At 58.7% G+C, this 23,692-nt stretch carries 19 protein-coding genes; 6 read left to right on the plus strand and 13 right to left on the minus strand.

Annotation, left to right across the window (positions count from 1 at the left end; genetic code table 11):
• Positions 1–207: 207 nt before the first annotated feature.
• Together G5229_RS00950 and yciA are read left to right on the plus strand one after the other, a co-directional pair.
• Entirely contained in the window at positions 208–1,026 is an 819-nt protein-coding gene (locus G5229_RS00950; RefSeq protein ID WP_421208086.1) for an NAD-dependent epimerase/dehydratase family protein, read from the plus strand.
• Between the two features lie 59 nt (positions 1,027–1,085).
• Positions 1,086–1,490 (plus strand): acyl-CoA thioester hydrolase YciA, encoded by a 405-nt coding sequence (yciA, locus tag G5229_RS00955; protein WP_421208088.1) that lies wholly within the window; start codon positions 1,086–1,088, stop codon positions 1,488–1,490.
• Here yciA and G5229_RS00960 read toward each other — a convergent pair whose 3' ends face one another.
• Positions 1,491–1,715 carry a hypothetical protein gene (locus G5229_RS00960; RefSeq protein WP_005344394.1) on the minus strand — a complete coding sequence of 75 codons (225 nt, stop codon included), beginning with the start codon at positions 1,713–1,715 and terminating at the stop codon, positions 1,491–1,493.
• A gap of 107 nt (positions 1,716–1,822) precedes the next feature.
• Here G5229_RS00960 and G5229_RS00965 point away from each other — a divergent pair, with 107 nt between their 5' ends.
• Positions 1,823–2,668, plus strand: coding sequence for an endonuclease/exonuclease/phosphatase family protein (locus G5229_RS00965; RefSeq protein WP_005337873.1), 846 nt, complete (start codon positions 1,823–1,825; stop codon positions 2,666–2,668).
• 123 nt (positions 2,669–2,791) lie between these two features.
• Here the strand turns inward: G5229_RS00965 and G5229_RS00970 are convergent, their stop codons facing one another.
• The 9 genes from G5229_RS00970 to G5229_RS01010 form a co-directional block, all read right to left on the minus strand.
• Complete coding sequence (locus G5229_RS00970; RefSeq protein WP_223849348.1) at positions 2,792–3,088, minus strand: GrxA family glutaredoxin; 297 nt, start codon at positions 3,086–3,088, stop codon at positions 2,792–2,794.
• Positions 3,089–3,182: 94 nt separating this feature from the next.
• Complete coding sequence (gene dacB / locus G5229_RS00975; RefSeq protein WP_421208089.1) at positions 3,183–4,622, minus strand: D-alanyl-D-alanine carboxypeptidase/D-alanyl-D-alanine endopeptidase; 1,440 nt, start codon at positions 4,620–4,622, stop codon at positions 3,183–3,185.
• A 113-nt stretch (positions 4,623–4,735) separates the two neighbouring features.
• Positions 4,736–6,496, minus strand: coding sequence for a DEAD/DEAH box helicase (locus G5229_RS00980; RefSeq protein WP_421208090.1), 1,761 nt, complete (start codon positions 6,494–6,496; stop codon positions 4,736–4,738).
• Between the two features lie 115 nt (positions 6,497–6,611).
• Complete coding sequence (locus G5229_RS00985) at positions 6,612–7,649, minus strand: HlyD family secretion protein (RefSeq protein ID WP_075115488.1); 1,038 nt, start codon at positions 7,647–7,649, stop codon at positions 6,612–6,614.
• Positions 7,650–7,652: 3 nt separating this feature from the next.
• Positions 7,653–7,991, minus strand: a complete 339-nt coding sequence (locus tag G5229_RS00990; RefSeq protein WP_005337862.1) for a DUF3302 domain-containing protein — start codon at positions 7,989–7,991, stop codon at positions 7,653–7,655.
• A 223-nt stretch (positions 7,992–8,214) separates the two neighbouring features.
• A complete protein-coding gene (locus G5229_RS00995) occupies positions 8,215–9,636 on the minus strand; it encodes a carbon starvation protein A (RefSeq protein ID WP_005350521.1) in 1,422 nt (473 codons plus the stop codon).
• 139 nt (positions 9,637–9,775) lie between these two features.
• Positions 9,776–10,480, minus strand: a complete 705-nt coding sequence (gene btsR / locus G5229_RS01000; RefSeq protein ID WP_216979111.1) for a two-component system response regulator BtsR — start codon at positions 10,478–10,480, stop codon at positions 9,776–9,778.
• Positions 10,477–12,147, minus strand: a complete 1,671-nt coding sequence (locus G5229_RS01005; RefSeq protein ID WP_421208091.1) for a LytS/YhcK type 5TM receptor domain-containing protein — start codon at positions 12,145–12,147, stop codon at positions 10,477–10,479. The genes btsR and G5229_RS01005 overlap by 4 nt, the downstream gene beginning before the upstream one ends.
• 353 nt (positions 12,148–12,500) lie before the next feature.
• Positions 12,501–13,736: an HD-GYP domain-containing protein gene (locus G5229_RS01010; protein ID WP_421208092.1), complete on the minus strand. Its 1,236-nt coding sequence runs from the start codon at positions 13,734–13,736 to the stop codon at positions 12,501–12,503.
• Positions 13,737–13,966: 230 nt separating this feature from the next.
• Between G5229_RS01010 and G5229_RS01015 the strand changes: the two genes are divergently transcribed.
• Positions 13,967–15,583 (plus strand): phosphoethanolamine transferase, encoded by a 1,617-nt coding sequence (locus G5229_RS01015; RefSeq protein ID WP_421208093.1) that lies wholly within the window; start codon positions 13,967–13,969, stop codon positions 15,581–15,583.
• 71 nt (positions 15,584–15,654) lie between these two features.
• Here the strand turns inward: G5229_RS01015 and nagC are convergent, their stop codons facing one another.
• From nagC to nagB, 3 genes are read right to left on the minus strand one after another with little or no spacing between them, the layout of a single operon-like run.
• On the minus strand, positions 15,655–16,869 hold the full coding sequence (gene nagC, locus G5229_RS01020) for a DNA-binding transcriptional regulator NagC (protein WP_005334312.1): 1,215 nt from the start codon (positions 16,867–16,869) through the stop codon (positions 15,655–15,657).
• A gap of 4 nt (positions 16,870–16,873) precedes the next feature.
• On the minus strand, positions 16,874–18,019 hold the full coding sequence (nagA, locus tag G5229_RS01025; protein ID WP_421208094.1) for an N-acetylglucosamine-6-phosphate deacetylase: 1,146 nt from the start codon (positions 18,017–18,019) through the stop codon (positions 16,874–16,876).
• 9 nt (positions 18,020–18,028) lie between these two features.
• Positions 18,029–18,829 carry a glucosamine-6-phosphate deaminase gene (nagB, locus tag G5229_RS01030; RefSeq protein ID WP_005334308.1) on the minus strand — a complete coding sequence of 267 codons (801 nt, stop codon included), beginning with the start codon at positions 18,827–18,829 and terminating at the stop codon, positions 18,029–18,031.
• A gap of 273 nt (positions 18,830–19,102) precedes the next feature.
• Here nagB and nagE point away from each other — a divergent pair, with 273 nt between their 5' ends.
• Together nagE and G5229_RS01040 are read left to right on the plus strand one after the other, a co-directional pair.
• Positions 19,103–20,581 carry an N-acetylglucosamine-specific PTS transporter subunit IIBC gene (nagE, locus tag G5229_RS01035; RefSeq protein ID WP_076492426.1) on the plus strand — a complete coding sequence of 493 codons (1,479 nt, stop codon included), beginning with the start codon at positions 19,103–19,105 and terminating at the stop codon, positions 20,579–20,581.
• A 121-nt stretch (positions 20,582–20,702) separates the two neighbouring features.
• A complete protein-coding gene (locus G5229_RS01040) occupies positions 20,703–23,366 on the plus strand; it encodes a beta-N-acetylhexosaminidase (protein WP_421208095.1) in 2,664 nt (887 codons plus the stop codon).
• Positions 23,367–23,692: the final 326 nt, after the last annotated feature.

The following is a 23,692-nucleotide window of genomic DNA, read 5'->3' on the forward strand; positions in this document are numbered from 1 at the left end:
TATTGTTAAGCGGCTTTGATGGAATGATTGGCCTGTAAATGTATGTTTTGTCGGTTCTATTTTATTTTACGTTATGTGTTTTTACATTGCAGTTTCATTCTCAAAGGTGCCATATATTCCGTCAGTATTTCGTACCTATTGTGTTTTTCTTTTTATGTAACGGCAGGTAAGCTGCGGGGCACATAGCGTCAAGCAGGAGAAGGGACGATGACAGAACAAGATATCGCCGGGACGATCGGCATTCTGGGTGCGGGGTGGCTGGGGCTACCGCTGGCGCGGGCCCTGCTGGCGGCAGGCAAGCAGGTAGCGGTGACGGTCAGCAGTGCCGAGAAGGCGGCCCGTCTGCAGGGGGAGGGGATCAACGCCCATCCGCTGACGATTTCTGCCCATATGTCGGATGCGTGGCCCATCCCCTGCGAATCGCTGGTTATCTGCGTACCGCCCAGCAAGACCGATGACTACCCGCAGGCGGTGGCAAAGGCCTGTCAGCTTGCCAAAGCAAGTGGTACCCGGCGGGTGCTGTTTGTCAGCGCCACCTCAGTGTGGGGTGCAGGGCAGCAGGAGGGGGAAGAACCGCAACCCCGCCATGCCCGTGGCGAGCGGATGCTGGCGGCGGAGCAGGCGGTGCTGGCGGCCGGTTTCGAGACGGTGATGATAGTGCGCCCCTCCGGACTTTATGGCCCAGATCGCCATCCCGGCCGTTTTCTGGCGGGCAAGACTCTCGATGGCGGCGAGCAGTCGGTCAATCTGGTTCATCTGGACGATGTGGTGGCGGCCTGCATCTTGCTGCTGGAGCGGGGCAAGGACGGGGATGTCTTCAACCTGAGCGCGCCTGTGCATCCGCGCCGCGAGCAGTTCTACCCCTTTGCGGCTCGCCAGCAGGGGCTGCCCGCGCCGGTCTTTATCGAGCCTGCCGGTGAATTTCAGCCCATCGATGGTCAGCTGATTTGCCAGCAGATGGGATTCAACTATCGCTGGCCCGATCCGGCCCACTGGTTTGCCGAGCTCGCCGCCTCGGGCAATTGAGGTTTGCCAAGGGGGTGATCGCCCCCTATCATGCCGCCATCCATGAGAGAGAGGCGGTAATGATGGTAGATACAAAACGTCACCCCGATGGGGAGTTGTTGCTGAGAACCCTGGCAATGCCAGCCGATACCAACCCCAATGGCGACATCTTTGGTGGTTGGATCATGTCCCAGATGGATATAGGTGGGGGCATTATGGCCAAGGAGCTGGCAAAAGGACGTATTTGTACCGTATCCGTCGAAGGCATGACCTTTCACAGTCCGGTCAAGGTGGGCGATGTGGTCTGCTGCTACGGCCGCTGCATGAAGATCGGCCGCAGCTCCATGAAGCTCAAGCTGGAGGTGTGGGTCAAGCCGGTACTGCGGGAAAACGATGCCCAGCGTTACTGCGTGACCGAGGGGATCTTCACCTATGTCGCCATCGACGAACATGGCAAATCCCGCCCGGTTCCGGTGAGTGTCTGATTAAATCAGCCGGGCATTGATGATGGATATTTCCTGCTCAAGCCCGGTTTTTTGCCGTATCATGCGTTCCAGCATCTCTTCCGAGCCCACATATTGCAGGGTGTCGAACAGGCAGAGATCGCATTGAGGGTCCCGTCTTATCTGGTAGACGGTGGACAGCTCCACTTGATGACAATTTCCTTGTTGATCATAAAACGTCACGTTGTACCGAAGTTCTTTCGCCATGAGACAAGGTCCTTCTGGTTGGGTGGAACAGGGACTATCAGCTTAGTCGGCGTGGATGACGTTTGTGATGGTCGCAACAAAAAGCAAAGGCGGGCGGTTGTTAGCCAATGAAAAATAGTTATCGCATTCTTGGCACCTCCCTGCTGACCCTGGGGTTGGTAGGCTGTTTTGAGGTGCCGGATCAGAACCATCTGGTCACAGCTCAAGGGATTGTGCCGGGACTCGACTGCCAGCGTCCGCCGCTGGTAGCGTTGGCGACCACGGCGCTGCCCCGTGAATTCGGGGTGACGGTGTGGAATCTCTACAAGGGCCAGCGCAAAAACTGGCGCGAAGGGATGGACAGTTATGCCAAGGGGCAGGATCTGGTGCTGCTGCAAGAGTCGGCCACCCGTCCCGATATGCTCGACTGGCTGCGCGCCGGTGATTTCCAGTGGCAACAGCTGCAAGCCTTCACCCAGGGCGGCGTCTCGTTCGGGGTGATGACGGTGGCCAAGACCCCGCAGGCGTTCGTCTGTGGCGTGCGCTCCCCCGAACCTTTGCTGCGCATCCCCAAATCCGGGCTGGTCAGCCTCTATCCGCTGCAGGGCGATCCTGATGGCGTCATGGTCATCAATATCCATGCGGTCAACTTCGAACTGGGGATGGCTACCTTCCGCGAGCAGCTCAACGATCTGACTGCGCTGGTGCGCCGCCATCAGGGGCCGGTGATCCTGGCCGGTGATTTCAACACCTGGAGCGACAAGCGCCAGTTCTGGCTGAATAAATTGGTGGACGAGCTGGGTCTGCAAGAGGCCGTGCCGGTGCCTGACTTGCGCCGAACCGCCTTCGGTCGCCCGCTGGATCACCTCTACTACCGCAATCTGGATTTGGTCGAGGTGAGCTCACCGGCGACCGACAGTTCGGATCACAACCCCATCATTGCGCGCTTTGCCGCCCAGTCTGTGACTCCCTGACCCCAGTCTGTGACTTCCTGACAAGGGATGGTGCGAGTTCCGCTAATAAAAAATCCGGCGCCTGATGGCGCCGGATTTTTTATACGTTCTGGCGGTCAACCCGCTCGGGATGACCCGCAGGCATTACTGGTAGAGACCCAGATTCGCTTTGGCGTAGGCTTCGAAATCGGTGCAGCCGCCGATGTGCTGCTCATCCAGGAAGATCTGCGGCACGGTATTGACCGGCTTGCCGGCGCTCTTGGCCAGATCTTCTTTGGTGATCCCTTCGGCATGGATATCCACGTAGCGGAATTTGAAGTCATCGCGCTGTTCGGTCAGCTGCTCGGCGATCTGTACGGCACGGACACAGTAGGGGCAACCCGGGCGACCAAAAATCACTGCAAACATATTTTCTCTCCGTTTTTTAAGCCGTTTATGTATGGCCGTTGATATGAGGCAGGCAACAGCATAGCCCTGCCTCGTGGCGACTTGAAGCCGAAATTATCGATACCCTGATTCGAGTGGGCCTATTGGCTCAGCTCTCATCGGCGATCTGGATCGGCTGCTGCTGATAGATGCTCTCCAGCACCCCCTTCTCGAATACAGTCCAGGGCCACGGCGCCTTGCTGGCACGGTAGCGCTCATGGGTGGCCGGATCTTGGGACAGGCCGCGCTGGAACATCACGAACGCCTTGCGCTGGCCGCCCGCAGTGTCGATAAAGCCCACCAGATTGGAGGTGCCGGTGATGGTGCCGGTCTTGGCGTGGACCTTGTTCTTCATCATGGGGGCGGTGACACTGCGGCGCCACGCCAGGGTGCCATCTACCTGAGAGCTCGGCAGCAGCTTGATCAGGCCAAGCTCGGCATCATTTTTCTGGATGAAGTTCAGCACCGACATCATCTGACGGGCGCTGATGAGATTGTGAGCGGAGAGACCGGAGCCGTCAGCCAGAGTGGCGTTGCCCAGATCGATACCGTTCTTGGTCAGAATGGCGCGCACCGCCATGGTGCCGCTGCGATAGCTGCCCGGCTTGTTGTAGTAGTGACGGCCCACGGTTTTGAGGAAGGTATCGGCGTAGAGGTTGTCCGATTTCTTCAGCATCTTGGCGAGCATCACCGGCAGGGAGACCGAGTAGTGGGTGCCCAGCGTCTCTGCCCCTTCAGGGGCCTTGTGGGTGACCCGCAGCAGGCCATCATGCTTGATACCGGCCCGGTTCATCGCCCAGCGGATATTGTCCCAGCCCCAGGCTTCCACGTCGTGGATGGCGAAACGCAGCCCCTGCGGCTCTTTATTCGGGGTGATGCAGCCCTTGAGCTCGTAGAAGTTGCCCTTGGCCATGTCCACTTCCAGTGCGCAGAACTGGCGCGCCATGTCGCCATAGCTCATCACCTCCACGTTGTCGGCCCCGACCCCGATGGGGACGCCGGTAGCCACATTGCCCACCGCCGGTTTGCCAATCTGGGTGGCAGTGATGGTGCCGTAGGCGCAGTTCTTGTCGATGATGACCGAGGAGACAGGAGCGGCGAAGCAGAGGGTCTGATCTCCCCACGACCAGCCGTTGCCACGCTCGTAGCCGTTGTAGGCGCCAGTGTTGACGTAGACGTTGCCCTTGATCTGGTTGACGCCAAGCTGCTTGAACAGGGCCAGCAGATCCATCCGTGACAGAGTGGGGTCGCCGACGAAGTTGATCCAGATATCGCCGTTGATGGTGTCACCCTGTTTGGCTCCGGGTTGGGCCTGAATGTCAGTGGCGAAGCGGAAGTCGGCACCCAGCTCGAGGCGGGCCGCCAGCGCGGTGAGCACCTTCATGGTGGAGGCGGGGGCGATCATCTGATCCGCGTGGCGGGCGAACTCGACGCCGTTATTGCCCTGCACCATGATGGCGTACTGGCCACCCTGAGGGGGCGTCAGCGGGGCGGCATGAGCCGCCAGAGAAGAAAAAAGAGCACAAAAACCAATCAACAGCCGCTGCATAACATCCTCTAACGTGATGAAGGGCCCGGCAGTGGTGCCGACCCTGATAATTCAACCAGCCGATGCGGGATCGACGGGGGTAATGCAATTCATGCCATATATGCTGGTCGCCATCATGCCATCGAGTTGGCGGTACGATAGCGACCCTCATAATCAAAAATTTTCTCTTTTATCTGCCAGAAGCGACCCGATTTGCGGGCGATGACAAAATCCGGATGACGGAACTGGCTTTGCGCGGCCAGCACGCTCGCCAAGGTGGCAAATTCGGGCTCCAGCCCCGGTGCGGGCCAATGATGACGCACAAAGTGCTGTTGAAACAAGCGCCGTGCGCCCGGGGAGTGAAATCCGAAGTATTCACTGAGGGTCAATCCATCCTCATCGTGGTAGGTCACCTCCAGCCGCTCCCCCTGTTTGCCGCGCCCGGCTGTGAGGGTTAGCCCCGCGCAGCGGATCACCATGCAATCCTTGAGATTGAGCGCCTCTTTGAGCTTGTCGTCAGGGTCCACCAGTAGTTGAACGCAGCTCTGGCAGCGGCGGGCGGCGATGTCGTTCTCCGCACCGCAGCCGGGGCAGATCTTGGCGCGAAAGCGGTAGTCACACTCTTCGCGGTTGCCCTCATCATCTTCAAACAGCCCCTGACAGCGGCGGCCGTAGTGCTCGATCACCTTGCCATCCTCGTCGGTCTTGCCCCAGAAGGTGTTGGCAAAACCGCAGGCGGGGCAGGGCACCTGTACCGGCTCGGTACCGGCGTGGGGGCGAGGCTCCCCCACTTCGGGGGCGAACAGGTTGAAGTTGTTGCCCGCATAGTCGAGTACTAGACAATCGCTCTTGCCCGGCGAGAGACGCAGGCCCCGCCCCACAATCTGCTGATAGAGGGAGACCGACTCGGTGGGCCTGAGCATTACGATAAGATCGACATGGGGGGCATCGAAGCCGGTGGTGAGCACCGCCACGTTGACCAGAAACTTGAGCTCCCGCGCCTTGAAGGCGCTGATGAGGGCATCGCGCTCCGGCCCCGGCGTTTCGCCGGTGATAAGGGCTGCCTGCTGGCCTCGGGCGCCAAGCAGGCCGTGAATTTCACGGGCGTGTTCGACGGTGGCGGCGAAGATCATCACCCCCTGCCGGTCGGCGGCATACTCCAGCACCTGGCTCAGGATATGGGGGGTAACCCGCTGCTGGCGCTTGAGCTCGCCGTTGAGATCCGCCTCGCTGAAGAGGCCGTTCTCCCTCGCCACCAGCTTGCTGAAGTCGTAGTGGACTATGGGGGCATCCACCATGCGCGGCGGAGTGAGGTAGCCGTTTTTCACCATAAAACGCAAGGGCAGCTCGAACACGCAGTCGCCAAACAGCCGCTCGCCGTGGCTCTTGACCATGCCGTGGTAGTGGCGCCGGTAGATCCAGCCCAGCCCGAGCCGATAGGGGGTGGCGGTGAGGCCGAGGGTCTTGAGGGCGGGATTGGCGGCCTTGAGGTGGCCTAACACCTGATGGTACTGGCTGTCGTCATCGAGCGAGACCCGATGGCACTCATCGATGATCAGCAGTGAAAACGCCCCGTCGAAGGCCGCCAGATTGCGGGCGACCGACTGCACCGAGCCGAACACCACCTGGGCGCTCGCCTCCTTGCGATCCAGGCCGGCAGCGAAAATATCGGCCTTGAGCCCCCACGCCTCGTATTTAGCGTGGTTCTGCTCCACCAGCTCCTTGACGTGGGCCAGCACCAGCACCCGACCGCGTGCCTTGCGGGCCAGCTCGGCGATCACCAGACTCTTGCCGGCCCCGGTGGGCAGCACCACTACGGCGGGATCCGGGTGTTTGCGAAAGTGGCTGATCACGGCGTTGACGGCGTCGGTCTGATAGGGTCTGAGAACGAACATGCAGGCTTGGGTATGTCGATGTGGGGTGGTGCAAGATGGCGCCATTATAGGGTGCTTGCCGTCACAAAAACAGCGGGCCGGCATGATGCCGGCCCGCAGGGTGCTTGGGTGCTGATCAATGGAACGGGAAGATGTAGTTCATCCAGCTTGCCATGCGCAGCAGCACTTTGCGCATCACAGATACATGGTGGAAGTAGTGGGTATAGATGGCAGCCTGCCCGCTGGAGCCTGCAATTACCTGATACTTGGCCCACTCGGGGTCGGTGATGGAGATAACCACCGGCAGACGACCCGGGCGCACCGCAGTGGTTTGATCCAGCAGACCGGCGTTGGCCTGCACGTTACCGGCGGCAATGGCCGGAACCACGGCTGTCACCTTGCCTTTGAAGATCTTGCCGGGTACGCCATCGATCACCACTTCGGCCTCATCGCCCACCGCCAGTCTCTGCATGCTGTTCTGCCAGAACCAGCCGACGTAGGCAGTGTCATCCTTGTGGATGAAGGTCATCACCGGACGATACATGAAGGGGGTGGCGATCATGCCGGGGCGTAGGGCCAATTGCACCACATGACCATCGCTCGGGGCATAGACCACGGTTTGTGACTGCTGGTACTTGGCTTCCATCAGCTGGGCCTGCAGATCGTTCAGGGTGGCTTTCTGCTGGTCAATCTGGGCCACGATGTCGTCCACGTTGGCCTGGGTGACGTCGAGGTCGCGCTGCTTGCCCACGCCACGGCGCATCAGGTCGCTGGCGCGATCCCGATCCAGCCTGGCGGAGCGCAGTCTCGCCTCGATGGACTTGAGGTGTTCGCGGTTGGATTCGACCCGTGCGGTGAGGCTCTCCACTTTCAGGCGGAACGGCTCGTCATCGATGCGAAACAGCACATCCCCTTTTTTCACCGGCTGGTTGGCCTGTACCGGCACCTCAACCACCCGGCCCTTGACCAGCGGCACTATGGGGGTGGAGACGTAGTAGTTGCGCGCCATCTCGGAGTAGGGGTGGTTGTAGTTCATCAGCATGATCAGGGTGCCGATGAGCAGCACGCCACCCAGAGCTGCGGTGGGGACGGTCCACTTGTTGAGCGGGATGCGGAAGATTTTGAATATGGCGACACACAGCGCCGTGTAGGTCAGGATCAGTAGCAGGTCCATGGTTTATCCCTGTTGCTCACTCTGTTCGATAGTGTTGATACGGCTCTTCAGATCCGCCAACTCCTGCTTGAGGGCCGCCAGCTCCTCTTCATCTTTTTGCAACCGCTGGCTAAAGCCCCAGCCGCGATCGGGGCGATAGATGGTTGCCCAGATCCAGAGGAAGGGCCACAGCACATGCAGGGTAAACAGGCTGACCCAACCTGCCACGTGAATGGCATCCTGATGAGGGTGATTCCGATGTTTGGCGATTTCGTAAGGAATATCGTGGATAACGATGACTCCATAAAAAATGACCAGCCCGACAAAGACGAGCAGACCAAGGGCAAAATAATCAAGGGCCATTTATAACCTCCACTGGCATGACGCACAGCTTAATCATTGGTTCCAACAAGCACTAAAGCAATTAAGAATCACACATTTATCGTCAGTTTGCCCGGAATCTTAAAGCTATTCGCTGTATTGAAGCTGAAGCCGTTCAACAGTTGCATTATTAGTCTTTTTGTCATTAAAAAAGGCGCCATCAGGCGCCTTTTTTGTGCTGCTTTCGCTGCATTTTTTGCTGTTTTTACCCTTCGCTGGTACTGCTGACCAGCGGCTGGCGGAACTTCATCAGGAAGGCCACGGTAATGGCCGCCGTTGCAGTCAGGCCGATGATGGTGGAGGTCCCCATCTCCAGCCCGAACCCGATGGGGGCGTTGGCCAGATAGGTGATCACTACAGCAGTCATGAACATGGCGGGAATGGTGCAGATCCAGTGCAGCTTGCCCTCTTTGATGAGGTAGGCAGCCGCAGCCCACAGCATGATGACGGCGGTGGTCTGGTTGGCCCAGCCGAAGTAGCGCCAGATCACCCCGAATTCAGCCTTGGAGATGATGAAGCCAAGGATAAACATGGGGATGGCGATCAGCAGACGCTTGGCCAGCGGCTTCTGGGTCATCTTCAGGAAGTCCGCCACGATCAGGCGAGCACTGCGAAACGCGGTGTCACCAGAGGTGATGGGCAGGATCACCACGCCGAGGATGGCCAGAATGCCGCCGACTGTGCCGAGCAGGCTGGTGGAGACTTCGTGTACCACGGCTGCCGGGCCGCCGTTGGCCATAGTAGCGTTGAGTGCTTCGGTGCTGTCGTAGAAGGAGAGACCCAGGGTGCACCAGATAAGGGCGATGATCCCTTCACCGATCATTGCGCCGTAGAAGATGAAGCGGCCGGATTTTTCGTTCTGCATGCAGCGCGCCATCAGCGGTGACTGGGTGGCGTGGAAGCCTGATACCGCGCCACAGGCGATGGTGATGAACAGCAGCGGCCAGAGCGGCAGTTCGGTCGGGTGCAGGTTGGAGAAGTCCATCCCGGTGTTGTAGAAGCCTTTGCCGGAGGCGATCAGGCCAACGATGAGGCCGACCGACATGAAGACCAGCAGGGCGCCGAAGATGGGGTAGAAGCGGCCGATGATCTTGTCGATGGGGACTATGGTCGCGAGGATGTAGTAGGCAAAGATTGCCACAATCCAGTAGACCAGATCGGTGGAGGTGAGGTTGGCGAGCAGCCCTGCCGGGCTCAGCACGAATACCACGCCCACCAGCATCAGCAGCACCACGGCAAACAGGTTCATGAAGTGCTTGGCGGCGGTGCCCAGATGCTCACCGACCACGGTTGGCACCGAGGCACCCTTGGCGCGCACCGACAGCATGCCGGAGAAGTAGTCATGTACCGCACCGGCGAAGATGCAGCCAAAGACGATCCAGAGCATGGCGACCGGGCCGTAGAGGGCACCCAGGATGGGGCCGAAGATGGGGCCGACGCCTGCGATGTTGAGCAGTTGAACCAGATAGACTTTCTTGTCCGACATCGGGACATAGTCCACCCCGTCAGCCATGGTGATGGCGGGGGTTTTCAGCTCGGGTTTCGGGCTGAATATCCGTTCGATGAATTTGCCGTATATGAAGTAGCCGGCCACAAGTAAGCCGACACAGAGGAAGAACCAGATCATTGCTACGCTCCTGCATTGTTTTTTTTAGTGTGCAGAGCGAGTCTAAAACGGTTGCGCCTGTCTGGCAGGTGAAACTCCCCGAGCGGCGCTTTGGCGCGCCGAGCGGTCGGCGGCTGTGATCAGGCGCACACTCCGCGGCTCAGTCCAGCCCCAGCTGATCTTTGAGCTCCTTGAGATAGCGACGACTGACCGGCACTCGGGCGCCGCTCGGGGTGACAATCTCTGCCAGCTGGTTATCCAGCAGCTGGATCTCGAAGATGGCGTTGGGGGAGACCAGATACTGGCGGTGGCAGCGCAGCAGCGGGCTCTTTTCTTCCAGCGATTTGAGGGTGAGCTGGGTGTGGAACAGCTCGCCCTGACAGGCCACATGGACCCCGCCCAGATCGGAGAAGGCATACTCCACCTGCGCGATGGGCAGCAGCCTGACCCGATTGTGCAGATAGCCCGGAATATGTTCGATAGTCGGGGCCAGCCGCTCGATGGGCTGCGGGGAGATATCCTGCTTGAGGCGAGCGAGGGTCTTGGCGAGCCGGGCGGGCTCCACCGGCTTGAGCAGGTAGTCGAAGGCGTTCTCTTCAAAGGCCTGAATGGCATATTCGTCAAAGGCGGTGACAAAGACGATGCGGGGCAGGGGGTCGAGCATGGCGACCAGCTCCATGCCGCTCAGCTTGGGCATCTGGATATCGAGGAACACCACATCAGGCTTGAGGCGCTGAATAAGCGGCAGCGCCTCGATGGCGTTGGCCGCTTCCCCCACGATCTCGATGGCAGGATCGCAGGCCAGCTGCTGCCTCAGCTCTTCGCGGGCGTAGTGTTCGTCATCGACTATCAGAGTGCGGATCATGGTTGCTCCTTGGGGATGGTGAACGACACCCGGGTCCACTGTTCCGGCTCGCACGCAATAGTCACGCCATAGCGCTCGCCAAAGGCGCTTTTCAGTCGCCGGTCTACGATGGTCATGCCCAGACCGTCGCCAGCGGGATGTGCTTGCCAGGTGCCTGCATTATCTTCCACATGGATGGTGACGCTGGTGGGATGCTCATCGGTCCAGAGGCGAATGCGCCCCTGCTCCAGCAGAGTCGAGATGCCGTGCTTGATGGCATTCTCGATCAACGGTTGCAGGGTGAAGCTGGGCAGTCGCAGTGTGGCCAGATGGGGCGGGATCTCGTTTATCACCGTCAGCCGATCGCCAAAACGGGCCAGCTCGATCTCCAGATAGGATTGGCAGTGCTCCTGCTCCTCCTGCAGAGTCGCAAGGCCGCTCTGGCGTTTGAGGTTCTTGCGAAAGAACAGCGAAAGATGCAGCAGCAGATCCCGCGCCTTGTCCGGATCGCGCCGGGTGATGGCACTGATGGTGTTGAGGGTGTTGAACAGAAAGTGGGGGTTGATCTGGGCCTGGATCAGCTTGAGTTCGGACTGCACCAGCAGCCGCTGATGCTGCTCCAGCCGACCGGCCAGCAACTGCTGTGACAGCAGGTTGGCAATCCCTTCCCCCAGGGTGTGGTTGATCTTGAGAAACAGCCGCTTCTTCGGCTCGTAGAGCTTGATGGTGCCGATCACCCCCTTGTCCCCCTGCAGCGGGATCACCAGCACCGAGCCCAGCTGGCATGCGGAGGAGAGGCTGCAGCGATAGGGCTGGCTGTTGCCATCGGCAAACAGCACCTTGTTCTGGGCGATGGCCTGCATGGTGATGGCTGACGCGATGGGGGTGCCCGGCAGATGGTGATCTTCGCCGGTGCCGATAAAGGCGAGGATCTGCTCGGTGTCCGTGATGGCGACCGCCCCAACGCCGGTCTCCTCCTGAATGATGCGGGCAATCTTGTTGCTCGCCTGTGGGGTAAAGCCCTGACTCATGATACCCACTGTACGGTTGGCGATATTGAGCGCCTTGGCGGAGAAGACCCGGGAGAACTTCTCATACATCCGCTGCTGGTCGCGGATCATGCTGATAAAGAGCGCCGCGCCGCAGGAGTTGGCGAGAATCATCGGGGTGGCGATGGTGCGCACCAGCAGCAGGGATTTGTCGAACGGGGTCGCCACCAGCAGGATGATGACCATCTGCATGATCTCGGCGTAGAGGGTGGTAAAGAAGGCGATACGCGGTTCAAACAGGGCATCCGTTCGCCCCGAGCGCATCAGTCGCCAGTGCACTATGCCCCCAAGCAACCCCTCGCAGGTGGTGGAGATAGCGCAGGCGAGATCGGTAAATCCCCCCAGCGTATAGCGGTGCAGACCACCGGTCAGCCCCACCAGAAAGCCCACCAGCGGCCCCCCCAATAATCCCCCCAAGACGGCGCCGACCGCCCGGGTGTTGGCGATGGCATCGTCGATATCGAGGCCTACATAGGTTCCGAGGATGCAAAAACATGAAAATATCATGTATATCAGTATCTTGTGAGGAAGCCTCACTGAATAGTTGGCAAGCGGGCGAAGCAGCGGGCTTTTCGAGAAGAGATAGGCGATCACCAGGCTGACGCTCATCTGCTGTAACAAAGAGAGAACCAACTGCATAAAAAACGCGCCTCATCAGCCAGCCTAAAAAACAACCAGCCCGTGAATAAGTGTGATCAGGATCTTGTTCTGTTGGCCCAACTGGGCGCAACGGGCCGTCAGTTTGCCAGAAAAACTGGATAAAACTACATTAAATCAGCATGTTAAATTGATATTTGTGTAAGAGGTGATGGATTGCTATTGATGAATGGAGCATGAATGTATCCGCCGGATACGCCACACGGAGGTGGCATGCTCCGCCCGGCCCCTTGGCTGGGCGTTTTTTATACATGGTCAGTTGGCAACCTTCTGATGGGGGTTTGAGCAATTATTCCGGTTTGTCCAATGAGTTATCCCCAGCTTCTGGGGATAACTCAGAATGCAAAGTAGTAACAGAAGCGGCGGGTCAGATTGAAGAACTGCCGCTGTCCCTCATCCAGCTCCTCCTGTTTGATAAAGGCACTGATGGTGCGTTCATCTTCCCGCAGATCGATCATGGCGACCGCTTCCGGCCGCTGGGCCTTGATATAGGGCAGGATCTTCGGCTTGAGGGGCATGGTGGGTTCGGTAGAGAGTACCAGCGCAATGCTCTCGTCGGAGAGTTTCACCAGGGAGCCCGGTGGGTAGACCCCCAGCACCTTGACCAGCAACTTGACCAGATTCTGGTCGAACTTCTTCTGGGATAACTTGTAGAGCTGGCTGATGGCCTGACTCGGTGCCGCCGGCGTGCCACTGTTGCGGGGATGAAGCAGCTCGTCGTAGAAGTCGACCAGTCCGATCAGCCGCGCCAGCGGCGGGATCTCCCCCCCCTTGATCCCCAGCGGATAACCGCTGCCGTCGAGCCGTTCGTGGTGCAGATGGGCTACCTGACGAATTTTGGGCTCAAAGGCATTGAGTTGGTTCAGCATGTCAAATCCGTACTGGGGATGCATCTTGAGGAAGTTCTGCTCGGCCTTGTTTAGCTCACCACGCTTTTGGGTGATCTGGCTGGGAATTTTCAGTTCACCTATGTCGTGGATAAGTCCCGCAAGGCCGGTCTCTTCCAGCTCGATGGGATTCATCCCCAATTCGCGGGCCATCAGCATGGCAATGAAAGCCACGTTGAGACTGTGCTGCAGCAGGACATCGGTGTGGGGACTACGGATCAGGTGGAGCCCGAGGGGGCCCTCGTGCTGACTAAGGGTGAAGGCGGCATTGCGGACGATCTGGGCGGTGTTGGCCAGCCCTTCATCCGGTTTGAGGTTGAGTGCCCCGAGCGCATCGCGCAGCTCGCTCATGGACTGGCCAAAGGCCTTGTCGGCGGCGCGCATGGAGCGGCGAAAGGCTTTTTCGTCAAAAGGGGGCGGGCCCGAGGCAATCAGCTCTTCCAGTTCATCAAGATCAGGCCCGGCATCGGGGATATCGCCACGCAACAGTGGCTCGATAGGCAGATCGCTCTTGTCCGGATCCACCATCATCAGGCTCAGATCAAGGTGGCGGATGATATCCAGCTGCTGCTGATCTTTGATTTTGAAGGCATTGAACATAAACGGGTGGTTGGTCCATCCGGTGGGGAGATGGATATAGTGGCCTACCCGCAACTGTTCTATGGAGGCTTGGATCAGTGCCATCGGTTAACCTGCATTTCTGGAATGCCTACTCAACAAGCTAGCAAAATCCGATGGATAGACAACTAAAAATCCATTTCGGGGCCGCAGTGCACCCCGTGCTGTGATGGGGCGCACGAGCGCCGTGCTTCTCCTCTTAATTCGCGCTTAAGTTTTACTTCCTACGCTGGTCCCGTCGTTTTTGTTGGCTTGGCCGGCCCGCTGCGCTGCAGGCCGGTATGTAGGAGTTGTTTATGCGTGTAACTCTCGGTGTACTGCAGACCAATCTGTTGCTGGTGCTCTTTTTCGCCCTGGTACTGAACTGGCCAGTCTTTTTGCATTTCTATACGGTGCTCAGCGCCCTGACCCATGTCAAAGCCGGATTTGCCATCTCGATCCCGCTGGTGCTGATCGCGGCGCTCAATGCCGTTTTTATTCCCTTCACGTTCCGGTTTGTGCTCAAGCCCTTTTTTACCGTGCTCATTCTGACTGGCTCCATCGTCAGCTACGCCATGCTCAAATACGGCGTCATCTTTGATGCAGGCATGATCCAGAACATAGTGGAGACCAACAGTGGTGAGGCGGGGGCCTATTTGAATGGCTCGGTTGCGCTCTGGTTTCTGCTGACCGGGCTGTTGCCTGTTCTGGTGCTCTGGTCACTGCGGATCCGCTATCCGGCTCGCTGGTATCAGGGGTTGGCGTTGCGGGCTGGTGCACTGGCTATCTCTCTGCTGTTTATCGGGGGCGTCGCGTCACTTTACTATCAGGATTACGCCTCGGTCGGGCGCAACAACAAGTCGCTGGCCAAAGAGATTGTGCCCGCCAACTATGTGCACGGCCTCTACAAATATGGGCGGGATGTGCTGTTTGCCACGCCGATCCCCTACCAGCAGTTGGGGACCGATGCCAGGGTGGTGGCCCGGGGAAGCAAGCCGACTTTGATGTTCCTGGTGGTGGGGGAGACGGCGCGCAGCCAGAACTACTCCCTTAACGGGTATGGCAAGGCAACCAACAGCTTCACGGCCAAAGAGCAGGGGGTGGTGTCGTTCAGGAATGTGCGCTCCTGCGGTACGGCCACTGCGGTCTCGGTGCCCTGCATGTTCTCCAACCTCACGCGCCGTGGTTACGATGACCAGCTCGCCAGCTCCCGTGACGGCCTGCTAGATGTGCTGCAACATGCCGGAGTCTCGGTATTGTGGAAAGAGAATGATGGCGGCTGCAAAGGGGTGTGCCGCAATGTGCCGACCATCGAGATCCTTCCCAAATCCTATCCTGCGCTCTGTCAGGGGGAGTCCTGCTATGACGAGGTGCTGCTGGAGGGGCTGGATCAGCAGATTGCCGGCATGAAGGGCAACAAGCTGGTGGCCTTTCACCTGATGGGCAGCCATGGCCCGACCTATTTCCGTCGTTACCCTGCCAGCGAGCGCGTCTTTATGCCGGATTGCCCGCGCAGCGACATTGAAAACTGCAGCAACGAAGAGCTGGTCAACACTTATGACAACACCATCCGCTACACCGATAAGGTGGTGGGACTGCTGATAGACAAGCTCAAGTCGCTGGAGAGCCAGTACGATGTGGGGCTGGTCTATCTCTCCGATCACGGTGAATCCCTTGGGGCTATGGGGCTCTATCTGCACGGCACGCCCTACAAGTTTGCGCCGGATGATCAGACCCGGGTGCCGCTGCTGACCTGGTTCTCGCCTCAGTTACAGGCCGATCGCCAGCTTGATATGGGTTGCCTGGCAGCGGAGGCGAGCAGTCAGCGTTTCTCCCACGATAATTTGTTCCACTCCATGCTGGGGATCATGGATGTGCAGACCAAGGTTTACGACGGGGCTCTGGATCTGTTCAAACCGTGCCGGGCGGGCTAAACCGCCAGCAAGCACACAATAGAAAACGGCAGCCACTGGCTGCCGTTTGGTTATCTCGCAAGATCAGTGTTTTACTTCTGCTCCATGATGATCTGCAGCAGATCCCCCTCCAGCAGGGCGCGCTTGACCAGCGCAAAGCCGCCATAGGTCGGCTGGTTCTGGAAGCGGGCTTTCACGATGGGCAGGCCACGGTGGAAGCTCGGCAGGGATTGATGCTCGACGCAGCGACGGATGGCCGGGAAGAGGATCTCTTCGGCGGCGGTGATTTCACCGGCGATCAGCACCTTCTGCGGGTTGAACAGGTTGACCGTGATGGCCACCGCCCGTCCCAGATGCTCACCCACGTTCTCGATGACGCTGCGGGCCAGTTCGTCCCCCGCCAGCGCCGCCTTGCACACCTCCTGAATGGTGATGTGCTTCTCTTGCAGCGCGCTCTGGTGACCGCGGCTGATAAGCTCCTTCACCTTGTCGATGATCGCTTCGTTGGAGGCGATGGTCTCGAGGCAGCCGAAGTTGCCACAGTGGCAGCGCTTGCCGAGCGGCTCGACCTGAATATGGCCGATCTCGCCGACGTTGCGGTTCTGACCGAGGAACACCTGACCCTTGGTGATGATCCCGGAGCCCGTCCCCTGGTGAACACTCACCAGAATGGAGTCCATGCAGTCGCGGGACTCGCCGAAGAAGTGTTCGGCCAGTGCCAGTGAGCGGGTGTCGTTGCCCACGTAGCAGGGGAGGTTGAAGTGGTTCTCAAGCAGCTTCGCCAGTCCCAGATTGCGGATCTGGTACTTGGGGGTGTAGATGACCATACCGGATTCCGGGTTGACCAGACCCGGCATGGTCAGCGCGATGCTGATGAGGTTGCGACAGCGTTCGCGGTTGGCATCGATAAAGGCGCCAATCTCCCGCAGCAGCATGTCGACCACGGGTTGCTGGTCGATCTCGGTCACCTGAATGACGTGCTGGTCGAGCTCCTTGCCATCGAGGTCATAGAGACTCAGTTGCAGGTAGCCGCGGCCCAGCTTGGCAGAGACAAACTGAAAGCGATGTTTGATGGTGGTCAGGGAGATGGCACGCCGCCCGCCGGTTGAGGCTTGCGGAGAGGTCTCCTTGATCAGGCCATGCTCGATCAGTTGCCGGGTTATTTTGGTCACGCTGGCCGGGGCCAGCTGACTCAACTCGGCAATCTTGACCCGGGAGATGGGGCCTTGCAGGTCGATGAGCCGATACACGGCTGCACTGTTGACCTGCTTGATAAGATCTACGTTTGCTATTTGTCCGCCAGTCATGATGTCACTGTTGTGTGTAGTGTCCGTTAACCACGGTCCCACGGACCGTGAAGTCCTGATCGAAGACAGTGAGGTTGGCTACTTTACCGACCTGGATACTACCGAGACGTGAGTCCCATCCAATGGCGCGAGCGGGGTAGAGGCTGGCCATTCTCAGTGCTTCATCGAGCGGTAATCCGACCTGCTTGACCAGATTCTCCACCCCCTCAATCATGGTGAGGGAGGAACCGCCGAGTGTACCATTCTCGTCGACACACTGACCATCGCGTAAAAAGACGGTGGTGCCACAAAAATCAAATTTCTCAAAGCCTTCCGGCGCTCCGGCTGCTGCGGTGGCATCGGTGACCAGCACCAGTCGCTCCCCCAGCGCCTTGTGAGCCAGACGCACGTTGGCCCAGTGCACATGGTGGCCATCGACGATGATGCCCGCGTAGACATCCTTGCGATCATAGATGGCGCCCACCACACCCGGCTCGCGACCGTTGAGGGTCGGGGTCATGGCGTTGTAGAGGTGGGTCGCAAAGCGAATACCGTTATCGAACCCGGCCATCGCCTGATCGTAACTGGCGGCAGTGTGACCGGCCGAGACCAGAATGCCCGCGTCCACCAGACGGCGGATATGGACCGGCTCGTTGCGCTCCGGAGCCAGGGTGATTTTGGTGATGGCATCCGCGTTGGCGCAGAAGAAGTCGATCATCTCGTCCGCTGGCTGGCGAATTTGCGCGGCAGGGTGGATCCCCTTGCGCTTGAGGTTGGTGTAAGGCCCTTCCAGATGGACGCCCAGCACCTCGTTGGGGTGTGCCGCCATGTAGTCACGGGTCACCGCAACGGCCTGCTTCATATCCGCATCCGGACTGGTGATCAGGGTCGGCAGGAAGCTGGTGGTACCGGATTTCAGGTTGGCGGCCTGCATGGTCGCCAGGGTCTGGGTGGTGATGTGGCCGTTGAACATGACGCCACCACAGCCGTTGAGCTGGACGTCGATGAAACCGGCGCAGAGGTTGGCACCCTTGAGATCAATGCGTTCGATGCCGGCCGGCAGTTCGGCCAGGTGAGAGATGGCGACAATCTTGTCGCCCTCGATAAGCACCCCGTAGCCGGTCAGCACGCAGCTGCCGGTGTAGAGGGTGCAGTTGGTCAATGCGTACATGACGACTCCTTACAGACGGCCGATGTTGGCGGCTTCCAGTTGCTGGAAGTAGCGAACGGTCTTGACCTTGAGCTCCATGGTGGAGGGCTCGTCGCACACCATCATTCCCTTCGGATGCAGTTGCAGGGTGGAGATGGTCCACATGTGGTTGACGCTGCCTTCCACGGCGGCCTGCAGGGCCAGAGCCTTGCCGTGACCGGTGACCAGGATCATGATCTCCTCCGCATCCATCAGGGTGCCGACACCCACGGTCAGGGCCAGCTTGGGCACCTGCTCCATGTCGCCACCGAAGAAGCGGGAGTTGGCGATACGGGTGTCTTCGGTCAGGGTCTTGACCCGGGTGCGGGAGGAGAGGGAAGAGGCTGGCTCGTTGAATGCGATGTGGCCGTCGTTACCCACGCCACCCATGAACAGGTGGATCTTGCCGTAGGACTTGATTTTGTCTTCGTAGCGCTTGCACTCGGCCACCAGATCCTCGGCATTGCCGTTGAGGATGTTGATGTTCTCGGGACGAATGTCGATGTGGCTGAAGAAGTTGTTGTGCATGAAGCTGTGGTAGCTCTCCGGGTGATCTTCCGGCAGGCCGACGTACTCGTCCATGTTGAAGGTGACCACGTTCTGGAAGCTCACTTCACCGGCTTTGTGCAACTCGATCAGGCGCTTGTAGGTGTTGAGCGGGGTGCCACCGGTGGGCAGGCCCAGTACGAAAGGGCGATCGCTGGTCGGCTTGAACGCGTTGATGCGGTCAACGATGTAACGAGCAGACCACAGGCCTACTTGGCTGGCAGATTTCAACGGGATCAGGCGCATATGGGATACCTCTGTGTCGGGTTGCGACCGGTTTGGCGGTGGCAATTGGCTAAGACGGATTCAAGTTGTTTTATAGCGTAAATAAAGATTGCGAACTAAGCCACATCTATCCACCACCTTTATCTTGTTTGGGTGATAACGATCACGATTATCGGTTTATTAATTTGCGCAGCGAAATAAAAGCCCTAGACTGCCAATCAAGCCTTGATGGCTTATGCGTCAAACGTGATAAGCACTTAATTTCTAGAAAAACATTAACTAAGGAGAGGAACCGTGAACATTCTCGGTTATTTGCAAAAGATCGGCCGTGCCCTGATGGTGCCGGTAGCGGTATTGCCTGCCGCAGCGATCCTGATGGGGGTTGGCTACTGGATTGACCCGAATGGTTGGGGTGGTGACAGTGCGCTGGCTGCCTTCCTGATTAAAGCGGGCGCAGCCATTATCGATAACATGTCCGTACTGTTCGCAGTCGGTGTCGCCTACGGTATGTCCAAGGATAAAGACGGTTCTGCTGCCCTGGCAGGTCTGGTCGGCTTCCTGGTCGTTACCACCCTGCTGAGCCCGGGTGCTGTGGCACAGATCAAGAGCATCCCGGTGGAGCAGGTTCCTGCCGCGTTTGCCAAGATCAGCAACCAGTTCGTGGGTATCCTGTGTGGTGTTATCGCCGCTGAGCTGTACAACCGCTTCAGCAGCGTCGAGCTGCACAAGGCACTCTCCTTCTTCTCCGGTCGTCGTCTGGTACCGATCGTAACCTCCGTCGTGATGATCGTCGTATCTTTCATCCTGATGGCCGTATGGCCGGCAATCTACGGTGGTCTGGTCTCCTTCGGTGAGTCCATCGTGAGCCTGGGCTCTACCGGTGCCGGTATCTACGCCTTCTTCAACCGTCTGCTGATCCCGATCGGTCTGCACCACGCCCTGAACTCCGTGTTCTGGTTCAACGTGGCCGGTATCAACGACATCCCGAACTTCCTGGGTGGTCAGGCTACCATCGATGCCGCTCTGGCCGCTGGCAAGAGCCTGGATCAGGTGAAAGGCGTGGTCGGTATGTACCAGGCTGGCTTCTTCCCCATCATGATGTTCGGTCTGCCGGGTGCCGCTCTGGCCATCTACCACTCCGCCAAGAAAGAGAACAAAGAGAAAGTTGCTTCCATCATGATCGCAGCTGCCTTTGCCTCCTTCTTCACCGGTGTAACCGAGCCGCTCGAGTTCTCCTTCATGTTCGTGGCGCCGGTACTGTATGTCATCCACGCCGTACTGACCGGTATCTCCGTGTTCATCGCTGCCTCCATGCAGTGGATGGCCGGTTTCGGTTTCAGTGCCGGTCTGGTGGATATGGTGCTCTCCAGCCGTAACCCGCTGGCGACCAACTGGTACATGCTGATCCCTCAGGGTCTGGTCTTCTTCGGCCTCTACTACACCGTGTTCCGCGTAGTCATTGCCAAGCTGAACCTGAAAACCCCGGGTCGTGAAGATGATGAAGAGACTGCTCCGGCTGCCGCTCAATCTACCAACCGTACCGAGCTGGCCAAGCAATACCTGGAAGTGCTGGGTGGTCAAGAGAACCTGGTCTCCATCGATGCCTGCATCACCCGTCTGCGTCTGACTCTGAAAGACCGCAGCATCGTCGATGAGCGCAAGCTGAAAGCCCTGGGTGCGGCCGGTGTGGTCAAACTCGGTGAGCAGAACCTGCAGGTGATTCTGGGCCCATTGGCCGAAATCATCGCCGGTGAGATGAAAGCCCTGCGTTAATCGAGCGACTCGCTCACCTCAAGTCTAAGTCCATTGTTGACATAACTGAGGGCCCCGCTCAGGGGCCCCATATAAAAAAGCCAAGAAAATCCAACCTTTACTTCAAATGAGAGCAGCAGTTATGAACTTGAAACATTCTCTGTTAGCCATTGCCATGTCTACCGTTTTTGTCAGCCAGGTCCAGGCAGCCGATGCCGCCAAGCAGGCTGTGGTCGACTCCCTCGCCAACAACCTGGTGGTCAAGTATGAAGTGGTCACCAACGACGGTGCCGGTGCCGGCCTCGATTGCCAGGCACTCGGTTCCGAGTGGGCGAGCTGTGGCGTTGCCAAGCTGCACCTGACCAATACCGGTGCGGACGTCACCTCCAAAGACTGGAGCATCTACGTCTCCTCCATCCGTCGTATCCAGCGTGTGGATAACGACCAGTTCACCATCACTCACCTGACCGGCGATCTCTATCGTTTGACGCCAACCGAGAAGTTCCAGGGCTTTGCCAAGGATGCTACGGTCGAAGTGCCGCTGGTGGTGGAATACTGGGTACTGTTCGAATCTGACATCATGCCGAACTGGTATGTCGCCAGCGAAGGTGCCGAGCCGAAAGTACTGGCCAGCATGAGCAACATCAATGATGCCAGCACCTACGAGAAGCCGATGCCGGCCGATGGCTGGAAGCGCACCAAGGATGACAAGAACATCCTGATGAACAGCGAAACCCGTTTCGCGGCCAACCAGACCAGCACCCTGCTGCCGGCTGGCAAGATTGACAACCAGATCCTGCCGACCCCGATGAAGCAAGTGGTCAAGGCTGGTCCGCAAATCGACTTCTCTACCATCAAGCTCAATGCCCTGGATTTGCCGAGCGATCGCGCCGAGGCCCTGAAGGCTCAACTGACCAAGCTGGGTGTTACCCTCTCCGACACCGGCTACCCGGTGACCATCAAGCTCGGCAGCAAGCTCAAGCAGGCTGAAGGCTATGACATGACCATCGGTCAGAAGGGCACAGTGATCCAGGGGCGCGACATCGACGGGGCATTCTGGGGTGCACAATCCCTGATCTCCCTGCTGGGTGTTGATGACAAGCTGGTGAGCCCGATGACCGTCGAGGATGCGCCGCGCTTTGAATACCGTGGCATGCAGACCGACGTGGCCCGCCACTTCCGCAGTCTGGATACCATGAAGAAGCTGGTTGACCAGATGTCTGCCATGAAGCTCAACGTGCTGCACCTTGGCCTGACCAACGATGAAGGCTGGCGTCTGGAGATCCCGGGTCTGCCGGAGCTGACCCAGGTCGGTAGCCAGCGTTGCCACGACGAGTCCGAAACCAAGTGCCTGATGCCGCAACTGGGTTCCGGCCCGACCAGCGACAACCAGGGTTCCGGTTTCTACAGCAAGTCTGACTACGTGGATCTGGTGCGTTATGCCAAGGCCCGCGGTGTGACCGTGATCCCCGAGATCAACATGCCGGCCCACGCCCGTGCTGCCGTGGTCTCCATGGAAGCGCGCTACAAGCGTCTGATGGCGGAAGGCAAAGAAGCGGAAGCCAACCAGTTCCGTCTGACTGATCCGGCTGACACCTCCAACGTCACCTCGGTCCAGTTCTACGACAAGATGTCCTTCATCAACCCTTGCCAGCCGGGTGCTGCCACCTTCGTGGCCAAGGTAATGGATGAAGTTGCCCAGATGCACCAGGCCGCCGGTCAGCCGCTGACCGCATGGCACTACGGTGGTGATGAGGCGAAGAACATCATGCAGGGCGGTGGCTATCAGGATCCGGCCGTCACCAAGAAAGAAGAGCTGGTCGCCTGGAAAGGTAACGTCGACTCCAGCAAGCAGGACAAGCCGTTTGGCAAGTCCCCGATGTGCCAGAAGATGATCGATGAAGGCAAGATCAAGGAAGTGGGCGAGCTGCCGGTTTACTTCGCCAAGGAAGTGGGCCAGATGGTCAAAGACCGCGGCTTCTCTACCCTGCAGGCGTGGGAAGATGGTCTGAAGTACGCCAGCGGTGCCAAGGATTTCGCCACCGACAACACCCGTGTCAACTTCTGGGAAACCCTCTACTGGGGTGGCTTCAACGAAGCGATGAAGTGGGCCCACAAGGGTTACCAAGTGGTGCTGTCCAACCCGGATTACCTCTACTTCGACTTCCCGAACGAAGTACACCCGGCTGAGCGTGGCTACTACTGGGCAACCCGTTTCAACGACACCCGCAAGGTATTTGCCTTCGCCCCGGAAAACCTGCCGCAGAACGCCGAGACTTCGGTTGACCGCGACGGCAACGCCTTCGTGGCCAAGGGTGACCAGGATCCGGTCAAGTTCAAGGGGATCTCCGGTCAGCAGTGGAGTGAAACCGTGCGTACCGATGCTCAGTACGAGTACATGGTCTACCCGCGTATCTTCTCTGTGGCCGAGCGTGCCTGGCACAAAGGTGGCTTCGAGCTGGATTACGTGAAGAACCGCGAGTTCTCCGGCGAGACCAAGTTCGTCAACAAGGCCACCCTCAACAAAGAGTGGAACCAGTTTGCCAACGTACTGGGTCAGCGCGTGTTGCCGAAACTGGATCAGGCCGGTGTTGAATACCGCCTCTCCGTACCGGGTGCCAAGGTAGTGAACGGTGTGCTGGAAGCGAACGTGGATCTGCCGGGTCTGCCCATCCAGTACAGCCTGGACGGTACCAACTGGAGTGCCTATGACGCCGCGGCCAAGCCGAGCGTGAATGGCAAGGTCTACCTGCGTACCACCAGCTTCGATGGCAAGCGCTCCAGCCGCGTCACCGAACTGAACTGATAGCAGTCAACCGTTAACATGAGGTGGGTCGCAAGACCCGCCTTTCCCAAGGGCGATGGCGCATCGGATTTGGGAAAGGTTGACTGTGCGTGTGAGCCTTTGTTGTGTGTAATTGTCTGTTTTGTGTTTTTCATCACTTTCAGCCCCGCCTAGTGCGGGGCTTTTTTATGCATTTGGGGTGCAATGTGCCAAGCCACGCCGTTTTTAGCGGCGCAATGGCCGGGAAATGGCCCGGAAGTGCCAAATTCAGGTTGAGACAGCGCCCGTAATAAGGGATCATATCCGGCTTGACGGCGGGGGGATGAGGGTGCCAGCCGGCACAACTT

The organism is Aeromonas sp. 602396, from assembly GCF_049173735.1.
In the GTDB taxonomy this organism is placed as follows: domain Bacteria; phylum Pseudomonadota; class Gammaproteobacteria; order Enterobacterales; family Aeromonadaceae; genus Aeromonas; species Aeromonas veronii_A.